This window comes from Metabacillus sp. RB-C-LZQ-3-1, from assembly GCF_058315175.1.
Map to the genome: position 1 here is coordinate 130,676 of NZ_JBZFLI010000009.1, position 20,784 is coordinate 151,459.

At 32.8% G+C, this 20,784-nt stretch carries 17 protein-coding genes; 13 read left to right on the forward strand and 4 right to left on the reverse strand.

What is annotated here, in order from left to right; genetic code table 11:
• The first annotated feature begins 30 nt into the window (after positions 1-30).
• The 7 genes from pglX (at position 31) to AC4GZ8_RS15635 (ending at position 14,252) form a co-directional block, all read left to right on the forward strand.
• Positions 31-3,543, forward strand: a complete 3,513-nt coding sequence (gene pglX, locus AC4GZ8_RS15605; protein WP_491082822.1) for a BREX-1 system adenine-specific DNA-methyltransferase PglX — start codon at positions 31-33, stop codon at positions 3,541-3,543.
• An 89-nt stretch (positions 3,544-3,632) separates the two neighbouring features.
• Positions 3,633-6,143 carry a BREX-1 system phosphatase PglZ type A gene (gene pglZ, locus AC4GZ8_RS15610; protein ID WP_491082823.1) on the forward strand — a complete coding sequence of 837 codons (2,511 nt, stop codon included), beginning with the start codon at positions 3,633-3,635 and terminating at the stop codon, positions 6,141-6,143.
• Positions 6,144-6,268: 125 nt separating this feature from the next.
• Positions 6,269-9,442, forward strand: coding sequence for a DEAD/DEAH box helicase (locus tag AC4GZ8_RS15615; RefSeq protein WP_491082824.1), 3,174 nt, complete (start codon positions 6,269-6,271; stop codon positions 9,440-9,442).
• 386 nt (positions 9,443-9,828) lie between these two features.
• Positions 9,829-10,821, forward strand: a complete 993-nt coding sequence (locus AC4GZ8_RS15620) for a hypothetical protein (RefSeq protein WP_251648483.1) — start codon at positions 9,829-9,831, stop codon at positions 10,819-10,821.
• Positions 10,730-11,593 (forward strand): ATP-binding protein, encoded by an 864-nt coding sequence (locus tag AC4GZ8_RS15625; protein WP_491082825.1) that lies wholly within the window; start codon positions 10,730-10,732, stop codon positions 11,591-11,593. The genes AC4GZ8_RS15620 and AC4GZ8_RS15625 overlap by 92 nt, the downstream gene beginning before the upstream one ends.
• Positions 11,594-12,787: 1,194 nt before the next feature.
• Positions 12,788-13,786, forward strand: a complete 999-nt coding sequence (locus AC4GZ8_RS15630) for a replication-relaxation family protein (protein ID WP_491082826.1) — start codon at positions 12,788-12,790, stop codon at positions 13,784-13,786.
• Positions 13,787-14,108: 322 nt separating this feature from the next.
• Positions 14,109-14,252, forward strand: a complete 144-nt coding sequence (locus AC4GZ8_RS15635) for a hypothetical protein (protein WP_251648477.1) — start codon at positions 14,109-14,111, stop codon at positions 14,250-14,252.
• Positions 14,253-14,599: 347 nt separating this feature from the next.
• On the opposite strand, the gene AC4GZ8_RS15640 is transcribed toward AC4GZ8_RS15635, so the two are convergent.
• Together AC4GZ8_RS15640 and AC4GZ8_RS15645 are read right to left on the reverse strand one after the other, a co-directional pair.
• Positions 14,600-15,346, reverse strand: coding sequence for a hypothetical protein (locus tag AC4GZ8_RS15640; protein ID WP_491082827.1), 747 nt, complete (start codon positions 15,344-15,346; stop codon positions 14,600-14,602).
• Between the two features lie 505 nt (positions 15,347-15,851).
• Entirely contained in the window at positions 15,852-16,178 is a 327-nt protein-coding gene (locus AC4GZ8_RS15645; protein ID WP_251644842.1) for a helix-turn-helix domain-containing protein, read from the reverse strand.
• A 119-nt stretch (positions 16,179-16,297) separates the two neighbouring features.
• Here AC4GZ8_RS15645 and AC4GZ8_RS15650 point away from each other — a divergent pair, with 119 nt between their 5' ends.
• From AC4GZ8_RS15650 to AC4GZ8_RS15670, 5 genes are all read left to right on the forward strand, one after another.
• Positions 16,298-16,558, forward strand: coding sequence for a hypothetical protein (locus tag AC4GZ8_RS15650; RefSeq protein WP_251644843.1), 261 nt, complete (start codon positions 16,298-16,300; stop codon positions 16,556-16,558).
• Between the two features lie 95 nt (positions 16,559-16,653).
• On the forward strand, positions 16,654-18,270 hold the full coding sequence (locus AC4GZ8_RS15655) for a hypothetical protein (RefSeq protein ID WP_491082828.1): 1,617 nt from the start codon (positions 16,654-16,656) through the stop codon (positions 18,268-18,270).
• Between the two features lie 21 nt (positions 18,271-18,291).
• Positions 18,292-18,570: a hypothetical protein gene (locus tag AC4GZ8_RS15660; RefSeq protein WP_491082829.1), complete on the forward strand. Its 279-nt coding sequence runs from the start codon at positions 18,292-18,294 to the stop codon at positions 18,568-18,570.
• Positions 18,571-18,650: 80 nt separating this feature from the next.
• Positions 18,651-18,926 (forward strand): hypothetical protein, encoded by a 276-nt coding sequence (locus tag AC4GZ8_RS15665; RefSeq protein ID WP_251644846.1) that lies wholly within the window; start codon positions 18,651-18,653, stop codon positions 18,924-18,926.
• A 54-nt stretch (positions 18,927-18,980) separates the two neighbouring features.
• Positions 18,981-19,451: a recombinase family protein gene (locus AC4GZ8_RS15670; RefSeq protein WP_491082830.1), complete on the forward strand. Its 471-nt coding sequence runs from the start codon at positions 18,981-18,983 to the stop codon at positions 19,449-19,451.
• A gap of 375 nt (positions 19,452-19,826) precedes the next feature.
• Here AC4GZ8_RS15670 and AC4GZ8_RS15675 read toward each other — a convergent pair whose 3' ends face one another.
• Together AC4GZ8_RS15675 and AC4GZ8_RS15680 are read right to left on the reverse strand one after the other, a co-directional pair.
• The gene (locus tag AC4GZ8_RS15675; RefSeq protein WP_251644847.1) at positions 19,827-19,973 is read right to left on the reverse strand and encodes a hypothetical protein; all 147 of its coding nucleotides are present in this window, start codon (positions 19,971-19,973) and stop codon (positions 19,827-19,829) included.
• A 78-nt stretch (positions 19,974-20,051) separates the two neighbouring features.
• Positions 20,052-20,306: a hypothetical protein gene (locus tag AC4GZ8_RS15680; protein ID WP_491082831.1), complete on the reverse strand. Its 255-nt coding sequence runs from the start codon at positions 20,304-20,306 to the stop codon at positions 20,052-20,054.
• A gap of 214 nt (positions 20,307-20,520) precedes the next feature.
• On the opposite strand from AC4GZ8_RS15680, the gene AC4GZ8_RS15685 reads away from it, so the two are divergent.
• A complete protein-coding gene (locus tag AC4GZ8_RS15685; RefSeq protein WP_251644849.1) occupies positions 20,521-20,769 on the forward strand; it encodes a hypothetical protein in 249 nt (82 codons plus the stop codon).
• The last annotated feature ends 15 nt before the right edge of the window (positions 20,770-20,784 follow it).

Sequence of the window (20,784 nt, forward strand, 5' to 3'; positions counted from 1 at the left end):
CCCTTCCTTTGTTATAATGAGGTGGAATAAGTGAACAAAACGGAATTGAAAAACTTTGCCATTCAATCACGTCGTCAATTAATCGATCAAGTAAAAACAAAGGCACTTATGTACGGTATTGATGAAAAGAATAATTTAGAAATTCAAGAACAATTTGGGCAATTAATGATTAATGATAAGCCTTACCCCCTTTATATGAAACCAGCATTCAACTCATTAAAAAATCAGCTTAAACAAAAAGGATATAAGCAGTTAGTTGAAGAGGTTGCCTACATATGGTTTAACCGTATTATTGCCATTCGTTATATGGAAGTACATGATTACTTACCTGAAAAGGTAAATGTATTGTCAAGTAGTGTAGGACGAGTAGATCCTGATATTTTATTTGAATATGAAACGATGGATTTACCTGTAAAACAAGAAGAAATTCGTGAATTATTACATGCAGGGGATACAGAAGGCGCATTTCGCAAGCTATTTATTGCACAATGTAATGCTTTAAACAGTATTTTGCCATTCTTATTTGAACAAATTCAGGATTATACAGAGCTTTTACTGCCAGATTTTTTACTAGATGCAGAATCAGTCATTAAGGTACTTGTTCAAAATGGTGAATTAACGAATAGTTTTGAAGAAATAGAAGTGATTGGTTGGTTGTATCAATATTACATTGCAGAAGAAAAGGACCGAGTATTTGCGCAAAAAAGCAAATATAAAAAAGAAGAAATTCCTTTTGCAACACAACTCTTTACACCGAAGTGGATAGTGCAATATATGGTACAGAACTCACTAGGACGATACTGGACCGAAGCACATCAAGAGGATGAAGATTTAATCAGTAATTGGGAATACTTCATTAAGCATGAAGAACAGGATTTCCATGAAAAAATTGCTCCATATGTGAATAAAGAGTTAAGAGTAGAGGATATTAAGTTACTTGACCCCGCAATGGGGAGTGGACATATTTTAGTTTATGCGTTTGAAGTATTCCATCAGATTTATGAAAAGTGTGGGTATCCAGAACGTGATATTCCACGATTAATCATAGAAAACAATTTATATGGATTAGATATTGATGACCGAGCATATCAATTAGCAGCATTTGCAGTCGTGATGAAAGCAACGTCTTATTCTCGTCGTTTTTTACGAAGTGTTGAACGAGAAGGAATTCAGTTGAATTTAGCGTCAATCCAAGAAACGAATCATATTTCAGACAGCGTGATTGCGTATATTGCTCAGGAAGAAAAGGGAGAGAGATATGACCAAGTAAAAGCTTTCTTTAACCAATATCACAATGCGAAAACATATGGTTCATTAATCAATATTTCAGAAAGGGACATTGAATTTATTAATGGAAGATTAGAACATATTCAAAACAACCCAGTAGAGGATTTATTATTGACAGAACAACATGAGGTTGCAAAGGTTGTATTGCCAGCATTAGTTCAGCAAACGGAAATTATGCGGAATGAATATGATGTTGTTGTGATGAATCCTCCTTATATGGGAAATACAAATATGAATACGGATCTAAGTGAATTTTTAAAAGCATATTATCCTAATTCTAAAAGTGATCTATTTGCAACTTTTATGGAGACTATACACTATATCAAACCATTTGGAATGTATTCGATGATAAATCAACAATCTTGGATGTTCCTATCTAGTTATGAAGATTTAAGGAAAGGCATTATTGATTCGCACTTTATAGATTCGATGCTTCATTTAGGAAGTGGGACTTTTGAGGAAATTAGCGGTGAAGTGGTTCAATCTACGTGTTTTGTAAACAGAAATTATTTTACTGGTAATTCAGGTATTTATATTCGTCTAGTTGAGGAAAAGGGATCGGAGAACAAAAAAATTTCAGCTTTAAATTCAATTAATAATATGACTAGTAATAAGTTTATTGTAAGGCAAGAGGAATTTAATAAGATAATTGGTTCCCCTATTTCTTACTGGGCTTCTGAAAATATGAAAAATCTCTTTATTAATAATAAACTATTAGTGGAAGTCGCTGAACCAAAACAAGGATTATCAACAGGAGATAATAAGCAGTTTTTAAGATTCTGGTATGAAGTCGATCAAACAAAGATTGCACTACAATTCCCAACAGAAAAAAGTTTTAAATGGTATCCCTTCAACAAAGGTGGAGGATTTAGGAAATGGTACGGAAACAATGAATACGTTATAAATTGGGAAAATAATGGGAGAGAATTAAAAAGTTTTAAAGGTTCTGTTATTCGTAATCCGAATTACTACTTTAAAGAAGGGATTACTTGGTCGTTAATTACTACAAATTCTTTAGGCGCTCGATTTACCGAAGCTGGATTTATTTTTGATGCTGGGGGATCTTCTTTATTTAGTGAACAAGAAACGTATTTTTTATTAGGTTTATTAACTTCAAGTACTGCTCATGAAATTTTAAAAATATTGAATCCAACGTTAAATATTAGTAATGGGATAATAGGTAAAATTCCTTATCTAGAAGTAATGGATTTAATTGATATCCAAACTATTAAGGAATTAGTGAAAGAGAATATTGCTATCGCTCGATTTGACTGGGATAGTATAGAAACTTCATGGGATTTTAAAATAAATCCTTTAATTAGCACAAAAAAAGATACGTTAGCTCAGGCTTATAAAGTTTGGATGGAAATGTCTGTATCTCAAATTGAAAAAATGAAATCGAACGAGGAAAAGTTAAATAAAATTTTTAGCAAGTTATATAAATTGGAAGGTGAAGTTTCGGATTACGTAGAAAATAAAGATGTTACTTTACTCATGAATCCTCATTATAAATACAAAAATCTAAAAAATATTGAAACATTAGATGAGGAGAAGCTTATCCAGTTGTATATTAAAGATACAGCCAAAGATTTTATTTCATATTTTATTGGTTGCGTTTTGGGTAGATATTCTTTAGAAAGACAACAGACGGTTCAAAGTAATGGAATTATACAATTTACTGATAAACCATATTTTGAAAACGATATTATTACACGATTGCGAGAGTTTTTATCTATATGTTGCACTCCATACACTGTAGATGAAAATATGCAATGGTTAGCAGAAACACTTGAAATGAAAAAAGGTGAGGATGCAGAGGCTCGTTTACGTCGTTATTTCTTAGATGAGTTTTTTGCAGATCATTGTAAAATGTATCAAAAACGCCCGATTTATTGGCTAGTGGATTCTGGTAAGCAAAAAGGATTACGTACACTTATTTATATGCATCGCTACCAGCCAGATACAATGGCAACAATACGTTTTGAACATTTGCAGGAGATCCAAGCAAAATATCAAAATGAAATAATAGATTTAGAAAACCGATTAGTGAATCCAAATTTATCAGCAAGTGAGAAGAAAAAGCTAACAGCAGAAAAAACTTCTTTTGAAAAGAAAATGGATGAATTGCGAGAGTTTGATAAACGTCTAGCTGAGATAGCTAACGAAGAGATTGAAATTGATCTAGATGATGGTGTGAAAGTGAACTATGAGAAGTTCTATCGTGGTGGTAAAGGTGTATTAGCGAAGATTAAATAAATTATGGCCTTCTTACTTTGGTAAGGAGGCTTGTTTCATATTAAGGTATAATGAAAATTATTAGTAAATATTTATAATGAGGTGACACAATGAATGTCATTGAACTGTTAAAAGAACGAATAGAGGACGAGCTATATAAAAAAAATAAGCCACGCACGGTTATTTTTTGGTATGACGAGCAAGGAGAATATACTGTTTCCGATTTAGAAGAAACATTAGCAGAGCAACCGATTCATATCCGCCAATTAACACGTAATAATTTCTTTTCGCTTAAATTAGAAATCGAGTTGGAAAAGAAAAAGGATTCTTTTTTATTATATGCTGATTTTGCAAAGCCAGCGATAGAAGACAACTTTTTACTGGATATGGAGCTTTACGGTACAGAGTTTAAAGCTGATACGAATGCTTTACTTGCAGAGCAGTTGCAAGTAAGTGATGCTATTTTAAGACCAATGATTAAGGAATATGGAGACTTTTTTAAAAGTGCAGAGCGTAAAAATAAATTAAAGAAAGTCGTACCCCCTAATGCTAGTGAACGTGATATAGAGTATGCTATGTTAGCGGTACTAACAGGCGCACCCATTGCAAATATGGAAGAAATTACTCGCCATTTATTGTTGCGTGGATTACAAGAAGAAACAAATGAAGTATATAAAGCCATATCAAAACGGTTTAGCACGAATCGTATGTGGGAGCTTATTTCGGAATACTTTGGTTTGCATTCAAGTGATTTGACATTGCAGTATTTAATGGAACATGTACTGTATGCGCATTTCAAACGTCATGCACAGTTTGAAGAACAGGCATTACAAAAGAAATATGAAACAACACGCGGAAATGTATGTGCTTTATTTATTGATGACTGGCTACATACAAAAGAAAGTGAAGTAGAAGTCTTAGAAACGTATATGAGAGAAATTGAACAAAGGTTTTCGATTATTGATGTGTTACACGAACGTCCAATCGAGCAATTTGCTGACATTTCAACTTTCCCAATAATTGATCATTTATTGATAAATAGGTTAACAGTGGAACTTCTTCATCAAACATCCGATTTTGATGCTTGGAAAGAAATTTTGAATAAACGTTTGAAAATGCATTGGGCGAAACGAAATGAACGAACTCAACGTTTATTAAGTGTATTGCTAGATGCAGTTGATTTGACGAAGTATAAAATGTTCTTGAAGCAATATGATACGCGTGAGCCTTTATATGTTCAATATACAAGCGAACTTTATTTAATTGATCAAGCTTATAGACGTTTCATGACCGGTTATATGCAATTAGAGAATAATGAAATGCTAGAAACTTTAGCTGAGCAATTAACAAACTGGTATGAAAATAAATACTTGTTGAAAATTGCACAAGAGACCAATTATCTTTTAGAAACTGCAGAAGTAGGAAAGTTACCAAAACAGGCTAAATTTTATAAAGAAGTGGTGCAACCTATTCTTGAAAAAGAATCAACACGCGTATTTGTGATTATTTCGGATGCAGTACGATATGAAGTAGGAGCAGAATTAGTATCCCGGTTAAATTTACGTTCAAATGGAGCTGCCTCTATCAGTCCGTTAGTTGCGAATATGCCAACGTATACACAATTAGGTATGGCATCTTTATTACCCCATAAAGTATTATCGATTACTGAAAATGGAACAGTATTAGCAGATGACCAACCTACAAATGGATTAGCAAACCGTATTAAAATTCTACAAGCAGCTCATTCAGAAGCAATTGCCTATCGTTTAACAGATTTATTAGATTGGTCAAGAGCGACAGCAGATGAAAATTTAAAAGGAAAGCGTCTCGTTTACTTATATCATGATGTAATCGATGCAGCAGGTGATTCTGCAAAATCCGAACGTGCTACTTATATAGCTGCGGAACGAGCAATAAAAGAATTATCAATTGCTGTTGATCGATTATCTAAATTGCAAGCAAAACGAATTTTTATAACAGCAGATCACGGATTCCTTTATCAGTATCCAAGAATTGAAAATGATATTAAAGTAGTGAGTGTTAAAGGTGAAATTATTGATTCGAATCGTCGCTTTGCTGTTGGTCATAATCTACTAATAGATGATGGAGCTATTAATGTGCCAGATGATTTTTCAACATTAGAAGGTGTTGAAAAAGTGATTGCTAAAGGCGTAAACCGATTTATTGGTGGTGGAGGATTACAGTTTGTACACGGCGGTGCAACACCTCAAGAAGTAATAGTACCACTAATTGATTATCGTCGTACTTCACAATCTCTTCCTGTTGAAATCAGTGTAGCCATGCCAAAACGTGTAATCACAGGTTACCGTATCCAAGTACCAATATATCAAGAACAAAGTATTTCACTGGAATATAAGGCACGTACAATTCGGGTTGCATTTTACCTGAATGATGAGCGAATTTCAAATGAAATTGAATGGACATTTGATATGGTGGGAGAAAACCATGAACGTACGGAGCAACTAACATTTAATCTTGTAGAAAACTATTATCCAACAGGGCAAACTTGTGAGCTGAGAATGGTAACCGTGGAAGATGACAAAGTCACACCTTATCGCGAGACAGAATTTACGATTCATATGTATAATGCGCTTTACTAAAGAGAAGCTAGAGAACTGATTATTCCGTTCTCTAGTTTTTTTGTCTTATATTTCTTCTAACAGTATCTGGGAGTTTACTATATAATTTAAACTAAGAGAACGTAAGTATTGAGAGGGATGTTATTTTGTTAAAGATAGGAGAAATTATTAAAGGATCTTTTTGGCCGGAAATTGTTGAAATAAAGCATTTTGAAGAGATTGATGATGATTTATTTTTAGTTGAATCGATTGGGCGTAAAACAAATAAATACTATGAGCAGTATTTAGATAGGGTGCAGCTAGGTCAATTAGAGAACATTAAAGAAGAGGAAAGTTCCTTTAATTCTGAAAGACTTCAACACTATTTACAATATTACATATTAAAGACAGAGGATAAGTTTTCGAAGTCTCGTGCGCGAGGAAACAAAAAGATTATCCCACTACCACACCAAATAGAAGCAGTTTATAGCCGCATGTTACAGTCACCTCAAGTACGATATTTATTATCGGATGATCCCGGTGCAGGGAAGACAATTATGTCTGGTATGTTAATTCGTGAGCTAATTGCGAGACAAGCTGCAGAGCGTATTTTAATTTTAGTTCCCCCTTTAGTATTGAAGCAATGGCAAGAAGAGCTAAAAGATAAATTTGGAGAAGAATTTACGATAATAAATCGAAGTTTATTAAATAGCTCAAGTGAAGTGAATCCATTTGAATCACATGACAAAGTAATTGCATCAATTTATTGGGCTTCACGTGAAGAAATTAAAGCATATATTTTAAAAGCACAGTTTGATTTAGTAATTGTCGATGAAGCGCATAAAATGGCAGCATACACGCATGGTGTCAAAAAACGTAAAGTGAATCGTACGAAAATCTATCAGCTTGGGGAGAGTTTACTTCGTCATACAGAGCATTGCTTATTACTAACGGCTACACCCCATAAAGGAGATAAAGAAAATTTCCGACATTTAATGAGCTTGGTAGACCATGATATTTTTTCACGATTAAATACAGGTGATTCTATATATGAAAAGAGTAATCCTTTTGTTATTCGTCGTTTAAAGGAGACAATGAAAAATTTTGATGGTACTCCGTTATTCCCAAAAAGAACGACAGCGACCATTTCATTTGATTTAAGTTACGGTGAACGAGAGCTTTATGAAGAAGTAACTGCCTATGCGCGGGAGCATTTTAATCGAGCAAAACAAAATAATAAACCAAATGTAGCGTTTGCAATGATGATTTTACAACGTCGCCTAAGTTCGTCTCTAGATGCTATTTATTTATCACTTAAACGACGTAAAGAGAAGTTAGAAGAATTATTAGAGTCTGAGCTAACAGCCATTAAATCAATTGAACCATTTGAATATGACGAGCTTTCAACGGACGAGCAGGAAGAAGTTGAGTCTTTAGTTGAAGGTGAGACTGATGTAATTGATATAGAAGAACTAAAGTTAGAAATTGAGATTTTAGATGGCTTAGTACATAAAGCAGAGATGCTTGTAAATCAAGACATTGAACGAAAATATTTAGAGCTTGAAAATACGTTATTCGGTCAGGATGGATTGCTATCAAAAGGAGAAAAAATCCTTATTTTTACGGAATCGAAAGATACTTTATATTATCTTGAGAGAAAGCTCCTACAGTATGTCCCTGAAGTCACAAAAATCGTAGGGAATTTTTCAATGGATCAACGTCGTGAACAAGTAGAGCGATTCCGAAATGATGTACAAATTATGATTGCTACAGATGCAGGGGGAGAATCTATTAACCTTCAATTCTGTAATCAAATGATTAACTATGATATTCCGTGGAATCCGAATCGTTTAGAACAGCGTATGGGACGTATTCATCGTATTGGACAAAAGAATGAAGTATTCGTCTTTAATCTTGTTGCGAAGAATACACGTGAAGGAGATGTATTGATACGTCTTCTTGATAAGATGGAACAAATGCGCACAGATTTGGGGCAAGATCAGGTCTATGATTTTATTGGAGAAGTGCTAGAAGAAAACAATATAGATTTATCTCACTTAATGGAGGAAGCGATTAGCGGCCGTGAAAATTTAGACGAGCTGATTGCACAAATGGAAAAAACATTATCTGAAGAACATGAACGATTATTAGAATTAGCAAAACAAGAACGCTTAGATGATTCCAGTTTTGATTTACCGGGTGCAAGACGTGCATATCAAGAAATTTCAATTAGCAGTATGCCGTCGCGAGTCTATGGTGAGTTTGTAGTAAAACAGTTTGAGGAAACACGTATTAAAGTAAATATTTCAAATGATGGCAATACAGTTCGAATTGATCGTTTCCCTAAAAATATTCGTGAATTAATTAAGAAGCGAAAATATTCTTTAAGAACTGATGAATCATTACGGTTTACATTAAGACCAGATAAACAAACAGAACAGTTATCTATATTACAGAATGACCATCCGTTAAAAAAATTAGCGATGGAATTAGCGAGTCAAGAGTTGCAACAAGTGGCTTTACCAATTTGTACAGTAAAAACATATGTTAGTGAACCTTTAACATTAGAAATTAGCCGTATTAGTGTAGTTGATGGTACAGGCAGAGAGTTAGAACAAGAATTAATGTTATTAGCTAAAAGGGAAACTGGGGAGTTCATTCAAGTAGATTCGTATTTCCTATTCCAAAAGCAATTTGAATTAATCAATACAGTAGGTACAGAAGATAAATCATTTAAAAAAGAATCTATTCTTCAAGCGAAAAAGATACTTCAATCTGTTCAAATGAAACGCGATGATTATTTAAACCGAAAGAGTACTTATTTACGTCGTTCATTTGATGAACAAATGCAAACTCTACAGGAAAGAGTAACTAATTATTTAAGTGATAACGTAAATAATAAAAATAGCGCATTAATTAACCAAACCTATACTCAAATTGAAGACTTGGAGGAACGTAGTAAAGATCGACTTGAAAATATTGAAAGAGAAAGAAGTATTCAGTTACAATCCATTAAGCCAATTACACAACTACATGTACAACCAATTGTAAGTGCAGCACGTGTTATTCCAAAAGATTTCGTAGAAGTTGTAAAAGAGTATGAATATCAAAATGGACGATTAAACATCCGTGTTAAGAATGCATTTGGCTTAGTCGATTTCACGAGTGAAGAAGCAGAGGGTAATATACGATTTATTTTATTAACACCGTCTTTAGAGTTGCTTTCACAACAAGTGGAATTAAATGATTACCAAGAATTAAATGGATCGGTATATGTTTATGTGGTAAATCAACATAATATCGTGGAAGAAGTGAAAATGGAACAAATCATTGGAATCTAGTTAGAGAGATAGTTATTCGATTTAAAAAAACTTCGCTTTTCCAATAGTTGGTAGTAGTTGAAGGGGGAATACTTAATTTGGGGATTAATCTTAGGAATTTCAAACTGTTGGTATTGGCAGCGAGAAATTAAAATTTTTTTTATTAAGTTCTAAAAATATCTTAAAATCTTAAAAAATGCGGCTATAATTTTTATAGTTTAAATTGAAAGGAGCGAAAATAATAAAATTAAGTATAAACAAATAAAATTAAATTTGTTTTAATTCAAATTAATTAAATTCAATTTAAAAAGGGAGATCCCCAACTTGGTTCTAATAATGTGTGTTTTAAACATTCATTATCTGAATAAGGAGGGGGTCTTTTTATTTCTAATTAGAAGGGGGAAAGTATGGCAAATTCCATTTTAAAAAGAGCAGTAATTAAAGAGGAACTAGTAGAATTAACAGGAAACTGTGCCATGGCAATAACTTTAAATCAATTACTATATTGGTCAAAACGAGTAAAGGATTCAGACGGCTTGATTGCTGAAGAGTTAGCACGTATTTCTACAAATAAAGTTTCTGATTTAAGATATGGCTGGATTTATAAATCTTCTGAAGAACTGTCTCAGGAAATCATGTTAGGCAGTCCAAGTACAGTTAGGAGAAACTTAAAAGAGCTTGTTAATAAGAAATATATCTTTGAAAGGAGAAATCCAAACCCAAGATATAAATATGATAAAACCCTGCAGTACAGGGTCAATCTAGTGAAAATAGTTGAGGAACTTAATGAATTAGGTTACAGACTAGAACACTTTGATATTTTCTATAATGATAAAGTTAAATCTACCGATTCATCAAGACAGTTATTAAGTGAATCATCGAATGTGCAAAATGAAGCTTCGATAAGTATGACTGATTCTTCGGATAATCAAGGTGCGCGAGCAATACCAGAGAATACTACAGAGATTATTTATCAAGAACTTGATGATGAAGATGCTAAGTCAGCAACTGGTAGATATTTTCAAGATCCATTTGCTGATCAAATTGCTCGATATTTTTTAATGAAAAGTGCCAAGTACGTTTTAACGGATTCGGATAGATTATCAATTACACAAGTTGCACAACTGGATCTTAATTTACAAACAGTAACCCAGTTAATTGACAATTGTTTCAATGAGTTTGTACCACAACACGAAAGGGACCGTATTCGGTCATTTGCATATGTGGCAAACTACATTTTCGATAAGCATCATAATTTTAAAAAGAAATTAAATCACAAGCAAGATAATATTCAGGAGGAAAAATCTAATGGAAAAACTAAACGATCAATTTTCGCAAATACTAAGCAATCTTCAGGAGAAGTATGGTTCAATCGAGCAAAAGCGAACGGAATCATTTGAAGTCTTAGATGAGGTTTCAGACAAATGTCCTTATAAACAGTGTGACGGTTCAGGTTATATTGTATTTAAAGATCTAGGTGAAGTTAAAATGGCTATTTGTGAATGCCGACAAGATAAGGAATTATTAACTAAGTTTAAATTCGCAAAGATTCCAATTGACCTTCAAGATTGTACTGTAAAGGAGTTTCGAACAGATATCTATCGAGTAGAGGAAAACCGGATGAAAGCCGAGTTTGCTAAACGAGTCGCAACTGAATTTACGGAGAATTTTCATGAATTCAAGGATCACGGAAAGGGATTGTATCTTTACAGTAAAACAACTGGTAGTGGAAAAAGCCGTTTGGCAGTGAGTATTGCGAATGACATTATCAGACGATTTGATATAAATGTGTTATATATTTCTTCAGCAAATATGCTTAATGAGCTAAAAAATACTTTTGACAATAAGAATGGCATTCGTGAATTAGATATTTTAAATTATTACGGAAATGTGGAAGTTTTAATTATCGATGATTTTGGTGTAGAAAAAGCATCAGATTGGTCAGAAAGCATTTTTACTCAAGTGTTGGAAGAGCGCATGAATAATAAAAAAGTCACCATTTTAACCTCAAATTTGAATGTAGAGGAATTGTCGGTTAAGTATCCGGCTGGAAGAATTCAGAGCAGAATCGAAAAAATAACTTTTCCAATAGCAATGCCGGAGGAAAGTGTTCGCATAATTTTAGCAGCAGAAGAAAATGAAAAGTTATTTAATAAAATATTTGGTGTGTAGATAAAAAGCAAGATCAATCTGGTTTGATTGATCTTGCTTTTTTTATATAAAGGGAATTCAATTATCGGTAATTCAGTTTGATTCATTGTAACAATGAGAGCTACAGTAAAATAAATCAGAAAGCCAATTCTTGAGAGTAACTGGTATTGGTAACCAATAATAGTTTCAATCACTTATAATGGTTACCATAAAAAGTTACCTAAATAGAGTACCATGACAAAAAATGATAGATTATTAAGATTTAAATGACACATATAAGGGGTATTTTTTGAATTCTAGCAAGGATTTTTGATGAAATTGATTCGGTAACGATTAATGGTAACTATAAAAAATGCGATTATACCAGCGATTTTACAGCAATATCTATTAATAGTATCTGTATCTAGTAACCATTGAACGTTACTAATAGTCATGATAAGCACTTTACGCTTCCTCGCTATTTAGTATTTAACCTAACATTCCAAAAACTATTAATGTGGCTCCTTGGACCCCTATGTTACAGGTGGTTAATACTGAGCGAGCGATTGAACACATTCCCTTGTCCACGTTGGGTTTTCACTAATTAGTGTAAGTTAAGAAATACCTATGGCAAACAAGAACTAAGTGATACTACCAAACTTAAAAAAGTTGCTTTCTCCAACAGTAAATAGCGAAGAGCCCACTTTACTTGATGGCAATTCCGGGTACGGGAACAATCTATATAGTTCAAAGTACCTCGTTTTTATGGACTTAAATTATCGCCATATAAAAACGATATAATAGCTCTAATATTTCGAGCATTTAATTGAAAACAATTATGAACCTTGTGCGTTCATAATCATGATGTTACCTTTCAGTTTTATTATGGTAATTAACTAGAAATACAGAGAAACCCCGATATAATGCTTAATGAAAAGCAGTTAGATTATAAAACCTATTTGGGATTTGCTCTACTGGATTATCTATATATATCAAGGTGATATAATTCCTATCTAGTTTTATTAGGTCAGATTTTATCCTAAGTAATATATTTTAATTGACCCAAATAATAGGCTTTCAAGTAGTGGAAACTCTATTACTATGGAAAACGCAGTTACTTAGGCTTGTTTATTCCGTGGTAATAGACTTTAACCGCTACAACTATAGAAGTGGTTAGGTGCTAAATGTTTTTCTCAAAAATTTTTAAAACTGATATGAAAGGGAGTTTGAATAAGATTGGACAATGTTAATGTAATTAAAGGGAAAGGGAGATCCCGGCTGGAAGTTAAAATTTCAGAAATCTTGTTATTAGAATATTTAGAACGCCATAGGCTACTTACAATGGCACAACTATACAAGTATTTTACTCAATTTTTGGGAGAAGAAATTAAAGAATATTCATTTAAAAATCGATTAAGAAGACTGGAGGAATTTAAATTAGTTCGTTCATCTAGTTTTGCAGATGGTTTCGATGGTGAACGTTTTAAGTATTTTTCAATTGGTTCTGGTGGAATCAATTTGTTAATTGAAAATGGACTTTTGTTTGAGGATTATAATAAGAATCAAATATATCAACTATTAGAAAAGAAGAATAAACTTCATTTCTTATATACACAAGAGGTAGTTCTGGATATTATGTGTACCACTAAACAAAGATTATCATTGCCGCAATATAAGCATTACAATCAAACTAAATTATTTAGCTCGTTGGCACCGTCCCATGTTCCTTATGAAATGTGGATTCAGAAGGCAAGTAAGCCAGTAGCTATGTTTAACAAGGGAGCTGCACATGCTAGAACGGCCCAATTTATAAATAACAATCAACAGTATAAAAAAAGTAATGGTGATTGGGTAACTATTATACGCCCAGACTGGATTTTACAAAGGGAGTATGATAGTCAAGAACAAAAAATAAGGTATTTAAACATCGAATTAGATACTGGTACTGAGCCATTGGAACAACTTGTGGATAAGGTTTGGAGATACTGTATACTGGCTGAGCAGGATCCAGAAAGTAAACATGGAGTACTATTTGTACTTCCTGATGAAAGTTTTTCAAAAAGGACTAAATATGGCGATAGAAGTCAGCGAATAACAAACATCCGTGACAAGATATTTAAAGATTCGTTAATGGTTGATAGGCTTAAACAAGTAAAATTATCAGTAGGTGTGGTATCGTTAAAAAAAGCTGGGGCTGTTGCAACTAAGTTTTTGGTACCGGAATTATTTAAATAGTAGACTATTAAGCAAAGTTGCAGGTCTAGAATTTAATAAAAATTTGTATGTAGATGTGTAAGTAAGTTTGTCCCCCTTTAGAGGGTGACATCATTTACTTTTGAAAGTACAAATATGATTATTCCAACAATCTACAGTGCAAAAATTACTAAAGCATTTGGAACAAATAATATACGAACTATCTTCCAAACTGCTAAAAATATCTTTAAAATTTTTGTATTTGTATCGAGTCACTTGTACCTCATCTTTAATCCATTTATTTAAAACTATCAACGTCCATTTCATTACTTACGTAAATATATGAAAGAGGTGAATAAATAGTATGAAAGAAAAAGAAAAAAATGAAAATATTACTGCTGGTTGTGATGACGACGAAATTATATTTACAATGGAATTAGATCTAGAAGCATTTAATGTTATTTTACGTTTGTACGATAATACATTTAGAGATTTAGTCGATAGATAAAGAACCGCTAAGATTCAATTTTTAAAAATGTTAGGTGTTAGATAAAGAAGAAGTACAAATGCTGCAAGATTGGCTTTATTTGGTACAAAGAAAACTAACTATTTTTGATTCCAACTATTAAACCTTATTAATACTTTTTAAATTCCTCTTAATTGTTTGCATTATTTTTCTACTGTTTACCATTCGATACCTTCTGAATGATTAAAGCTTAAAAACCAAAGTTTTTGGATGAAAAATGATATGCAAATTTAATTGGTTTTCAGCAATCAGTCTTCCGCAAACGGGCCAGATTCACTATAATATGTATTAATCCTTTCTAAAAATAAAAAGGGATAAAGCAAATCGCTTTATCCTGAAAAATTCTCATTAAATCGTCTCTCATAATCTTCCATGTCATTTTGTATAAATTCTAACCTTCTGCGATTATAATTAAGGGATAAACCAAAATCATATTTAGTAGTTTGATAATTTTGTGGAAGTATCAAATGGATTAAATCCTCAAAATAGTGAAAAAACAACTGGTCAAATTCAATTAATTTTTCTTTCCATTCATCCAAATCAAAGACTTTTCTAGTAATCATTTGAGGCGTATATTCTATATTACCACTAACATATCCCATCATCATGCTATTATATTGCTCACCTAAATTTTTGGTATATAAGCTACCTCTATGTTTTACATAGTTATATAGTTGTCTCACCTCTAACGTTAGAGGGTTGTTATTAAAGGCAAGTAAATGTTGCCTGAATTCATCCCTGCCTCTTAATCCAACCACTTCAAGTAGGGTTGGAAAAGTACAGAACCCAGCGTATTTTTGATAGTATCTAGGCTTCTCCATGAATAGAAATGAGTTATCTCCTAGATAAAACCAGATAACTTGCCAAGATAAATCGATGGCGTAGTTGTAAAAAGATAAAGCACTTTGAAGAAATTTAGATCTTATGTATCTGAGGTGTGTGTCATCATTTTGAGATATTAATTGACCAAAATTTTCACAATCGAAATCTGAAAGATAGGACCTTCCATTACTAAAGGCATAATAGACATCACCAATTTTATGTGCTGCGTAAATGATATTAGGTTCAAAATTCATATAATGTACATCCCAAGGCTCTAAATCGAACCAATGATCCACACTGAAATCACTGTATAATTCTTGTATGCTAGTCAACAGCTTCACCCGCTTAATTTAATAGAATTACAGTATAATATTACCATATTTAGATAAAAATATCGTCTTTAATTTACGTCATTTCTTATTCAAGTAACGAAGCTTATGTTGAACAAGAAGCTGAAAAACTAAATTCCTTGCTACACAGTACAAGAATACTGTTGAACATAAAAGTATATTCAACGGGCGTGTTTGTTGAAAATCAAAAGCCTAATCCCTTGCAAAAAAATACAAGGGATTAGGCTTTTTAGGCATTTTTCTTTCAAAATCCTTAACGTTGTAAATAGACGTTCCTGATGCTACCCGTTGGCCAATGTATTGGCGATAAGTGGTAAATCTAATGGAGATAGGCAGTGAAAAATATGACAGAAGTGGTTCATTCTAATAGTTGTAATGAATTCCTGTCCTCTATCTTTATCGTTATAATTTAGTATTCTTCTCTAAGAGCAGATAAAAATGCAAATAGGTTCTTCTTTTGCTTTTCAGTTAGTAAGTGGATGCTTTGTATTAACTGCTGATCAATTAGGTTTTGTTCATCACTCATATCGTTTAATTGCTTGAAAAATTCATGAAGAGGGATGTTAAAATAATTACAAAATTGTTCTATAAAACGGATACTTATATCTTGTTCTCCAGCCTCGATTCTAGATAATCGGGGCTGCGTGGTTTGTAGTGCTGAAGCCAAATCTATCATAGAGACTTTATGTTCTTTTCGGATCTTTCTAATCAATTCTCCTGTTCTCTTATTAATCATAATCATTACCCTTTTTAGTCTAGTTTAGCGTTTTCCCAATTTACAAGCAAATAAACATATTTTATAATAAATAATATATAAAAAATATACATAATTATATATAAAAAGAGGTGGGGAAATTGGCTGATCTTTCATTTGATGAAGCATTTAATGATTTTGTCGAGAAGCGTATTCATGAAGCTTTAATAAAAAAATCAGATTCAAAGCAGAAGGAACTACTAGAAAGTCTTGAAAGTGAATTATTATCGCTCTTATCATCAGAAAGCGAGAGGGATAAATTAAAAGAAGTCTTCTTCAAGATATTAAGTGAACAGAATCAAATTTGCTATGAGTTAGGTTTGGCTGATTCTCGATTATTTTCACTAAAACTTTCTAGGTAACGAATAAAGTACCATTATTGAAAGCTATGATAAAAGAATATACCATAATCTGCTTTTCGCTGTATCAATAATTACAATGCTGGAGGTGTGTTAACTTGGGAACGTATGTTGGTTTGTCACTACTGCCCGAAGGAGTATCTCAACTACAATGGGGGAAGGTGTACGAAGAAAGTCTTGAATTATTAAACGCATTTCCGTTTGCAGATATAAAAGAGAAAAATTACTTTGGACTCACTATCCCTGTGTTTGTACAAGCAAAAGAAAGAGTTGAGCCAAAAAAGTTCTGGCAGTTTTGTGGAGATTTGAATAGCAAAAAATATGGAGAAACTTTTAAACTTTATAAAGAAATAAGTGTTTATAAGAAATCGATTGAATCTGATGGAAGAAAAGATATTTTATTTGAGAATCAAGAGCAGCATATTGTACGCATTTTTGATTCAAAGACGCAGGGGCATGAGTATCATTTGTATATCTTAGCTATTGCAATGCTCATAGAAAGTCGTCTACCTAAATACGCTTTAGTCAGTGGTAATATTGACTATAAACAATGTGTTAAAGCTAAGGAGTGGGCGGACATGCATCTTTCTACTCCAATTGATCTACCTGTTAGGGTGGACGCAGAGAGATTGCTTCCGCGATTTAGTCTTATTAATAATGACATTGATAAGATTGAGGTTCTGGATAAGTGGCTAATTGCTGATCAAGAAAAAAAGTTTGAAATTATTTTTAATCTCTTTTCAAGGGAGAGTTTCGTTCAGTGGTTTTTAAGAATTCTAAGGTCCTATTCCTCACCGGTGCAGATAGGCGCATTGAAATTTATGATCTATTATTTGAACATAGTAGAAGATTTAAAAGGCTTAATTTATTTAGCGTGTAAACATGAGGACGGTCCAAAATTTCAATCATCTGATATGATAAAAGCTATTGCGCGGACATGGATATGTTTGCCTCAAGAACACTTTTCGTTTATGAAAGCTTTTAATAAAGTTGAAGGGCATCCGGAAATTGTTGAACGGCAATTTGGAATGATGATGTTGGATTTAAGGTTCTCAGGTAGAGAAATCAAAACTCATATTCCCTTGGACGAAGTAGCAGCAAATTTAGAGAACCATTTTCCAGATTTTGGGGGAAGTATTGAACAAACTTTAATCGATGAAATTTCTTTAATAGAAGGAGAACTTCAAATCTTTCATGAACAAGTTAAGCCATCCCTTGAAATATCTGATGCATCTACAGAAAGTAAAATGTATTTAGCTGATGGGGATGCTTTTCTTTATTTCAACAATGATAATATCCTATTAACAGAAGACCAAGAACTACAATTGAGAGCTATCGCTTATAGTATTAAAGTCTTTATAGAAAAAAATGAATATTCGACGATGTTAAATCAATTTTTATTTGGATCACTTTCGGATATGAAAAAAGTGTTGGCAGCGTTATCGAATGAAAAATTTCATATGATATTGACAGAACACACGTGGAACTGGATTCAAGAAACAGATAATGTAGAGTTAATAAAAACATTATTATTAAAATTAATAATTGACGAGTTAATGAGTAATAAAAGTGAAAAGAATAATTCGGATATGCGGAAAGCGATGTTCGAAAACAGGAAGCTATTAGAAAAAATAAATGGATATATCAAAGATGAGCAAACTATGGAAATTATGCAGGAGTGGATTAAGGAAGAAGAGGAAGGCGAAGGTAAATAGCACTTAACAAGAGGGCAGCCGATGGAGAATAACCATCTTAATACAATCAAAAAAGCAATTGAAAATTCTGTTTTCTGCTATGCAAGTCGGAGTGGACAGGGGTTCATTGAAAAAACAAAATGCCAATGCTATTTGGCTGGCCAAACCTACTGTGATGCTTATTTTGAACAATTGGAGTTTTACAAATTATATAGTGAATTAGAAAAGCAGGGGCTTACTAAGAATCAAATTATTGAAGATATCAAGGGAGTTTTTCAATGGGATAAAACATCATGGATTCAATATAATGTGAAGGATTAGTATTTTTTTAGGTCTGTTAAAAAGAAGAATAAAATTAAGGCAAGTAGTTTGCGGCTTTTTAGACAAGGAAGAGAGCGTATATGAAACTATTACTGTGTAAAAATTGCAATGATATATTTAATCTTGACTATTTAGAAAAAAGTTGTCGATGCGGTTTCACTAGAGGCAAGTACTTAGACCAAAGGTTAGCTGAATATTTTGGGGAGTATGCTGTGCCAATCGGGATTGCCAATGATTCTCTAATTAATGCAATAAAAAATCAACAGAATGAGGGCATGGGGGAATTATTTAAGGCTTTTGTAATTCCTGTCATATGTTCTACTTTTAAAAAGAATGAAGATAACAAATCAAGCTAGTTGAAGAACCTATTTTAAACCGATAAATTGAATTTGGTTTCCCTTGTGGAATAATTGACAGATCTTATTTTCGAAACTCCGATTCGTTTTTTAGCTATATACTATTGGATAACTAAAAAACGAGTCGGAGTGTTGGTAGCATTTCGATTCGCGTCCATTGTGAATCTTAGAGTAAATAATCCACCCAAACGGTTCGTAATGAAAAAGATGACCTATAAATGGAGGTATAGTCTATTTATAGGTTTCTTTTTGTATTTAACATTTGGTATTGTAATGATTTTTGAACATTTAAGTCAATCTGTAACAGTTAGTCGAGTAAGTAAAATGCTAAATGATCAGGGGGTACTTACAAGAAAAAGACTATTGTGGATTCCAGCAGTAGTTAGACGCATTGCGAAATCTGAAGTATACGTCGGGGATCTTTTCTTTAATAAAACCCAAACGATTTATGTAAATGGAAATAAAGTAATAATCAATATTTCAAGTAGTGAATATTGCCATGATCTAGTGACACTTTTGCCATAGTTGAGAGCAACCAATAAAACTCCTATTGTAAAGGGAAGGTGGAAGCAGATTGACACTTTACATGGAGCCTCTACGGGCATGGATTCCTAGCCAAAAGCCAGCATTTATGGGGCTGTCTCGGCCCACAAGGCTATCTTGCTCGCCTTTCCATATAAAGTTGTAGCCTAGTCAGCTTGTTTATTCTAGGTGGCGCCACTCGAAGATCTAGCTAAAGTGATAAATATTTTAAAGGAAAACCATATTGAAATTGAGGTGTTGGGCAGCATGTAATTAAGATGGGCTTCTTAATAATAGCAGAAAAGTAGAGGAATTGGCATCCATCTGCTTTTTTTGTTTACTGTTATTCTAACATTTTTTCGTCAAGGGTAACCTTGATTATTGCGTATCCTGTTTGATAACGACATAACCTTCTTTGTAAATCAATTGTAAAAGTAAATCGACAATTTCCTGAGCTTGTATTAGTTCTATCTTTTTTTCGTTTGCTATTTCTTTAGCTATTCTATCGCGAGTATTTCGTATCATTAGGTATTCCCCCATTGTTTAAGAAAATAGGTTGCGAAACTTAACCGTTTAAGCCCCATTTCTTTTTGCATATATTGATTATCTTACTTGATTACTGATATGAAACACTTTAACCGAATGACCTATTACTTCCTCAAGGCGCTTTTTGAACTGTCTTACAATCTCATCGGCATTTATCGACTTATTAATCCAATCTGTATCAATATATACAGCAAATTCATCGTTTATCAAGTGACCGTCTTCAGATTGCTCTCCTTTTATAACCATTCGTGTTGTTCCTTTTACCGTATCTAAAATATATTTTAACTCATCCATTTTTACATACTTACACATTGCCTTCCCTCCAAAATTAGTTTCTCTTCAGTTTTTATGTCTATTTCCTCCAATCCATTTTAAAATTTGAGTTTTGTCTTTTTTTATTTTACAACCATGGAAATATAAAATATAATAAATTATATATAAAAAATATGCACAATATAATATATAAATATACAATAATTAACTTTACATGCAAAGACTCAAATAATTAGTGGTTGAAGGAGCAGAGATGCAGTACGTAAAACATTTAGGATTTCTACAAATAGATATGTATATAATCACAAAATTAAACGAGGTTCCACAATCAAAAATCTCTGAAGAGCTTTTATCGGATATTGTAACCGTCCTTGCAAAACACGAAGTCGTAACGGATAGTATAATTTTCGATTTTTTAAGTAGTGAGAGATGTGAACAGAAGGATATTATACACAAGGCGTTGATTGATGCGGGTAAACGAATTGCTAAAGAAAATCTATAAGTGGCTCAGAAAAAG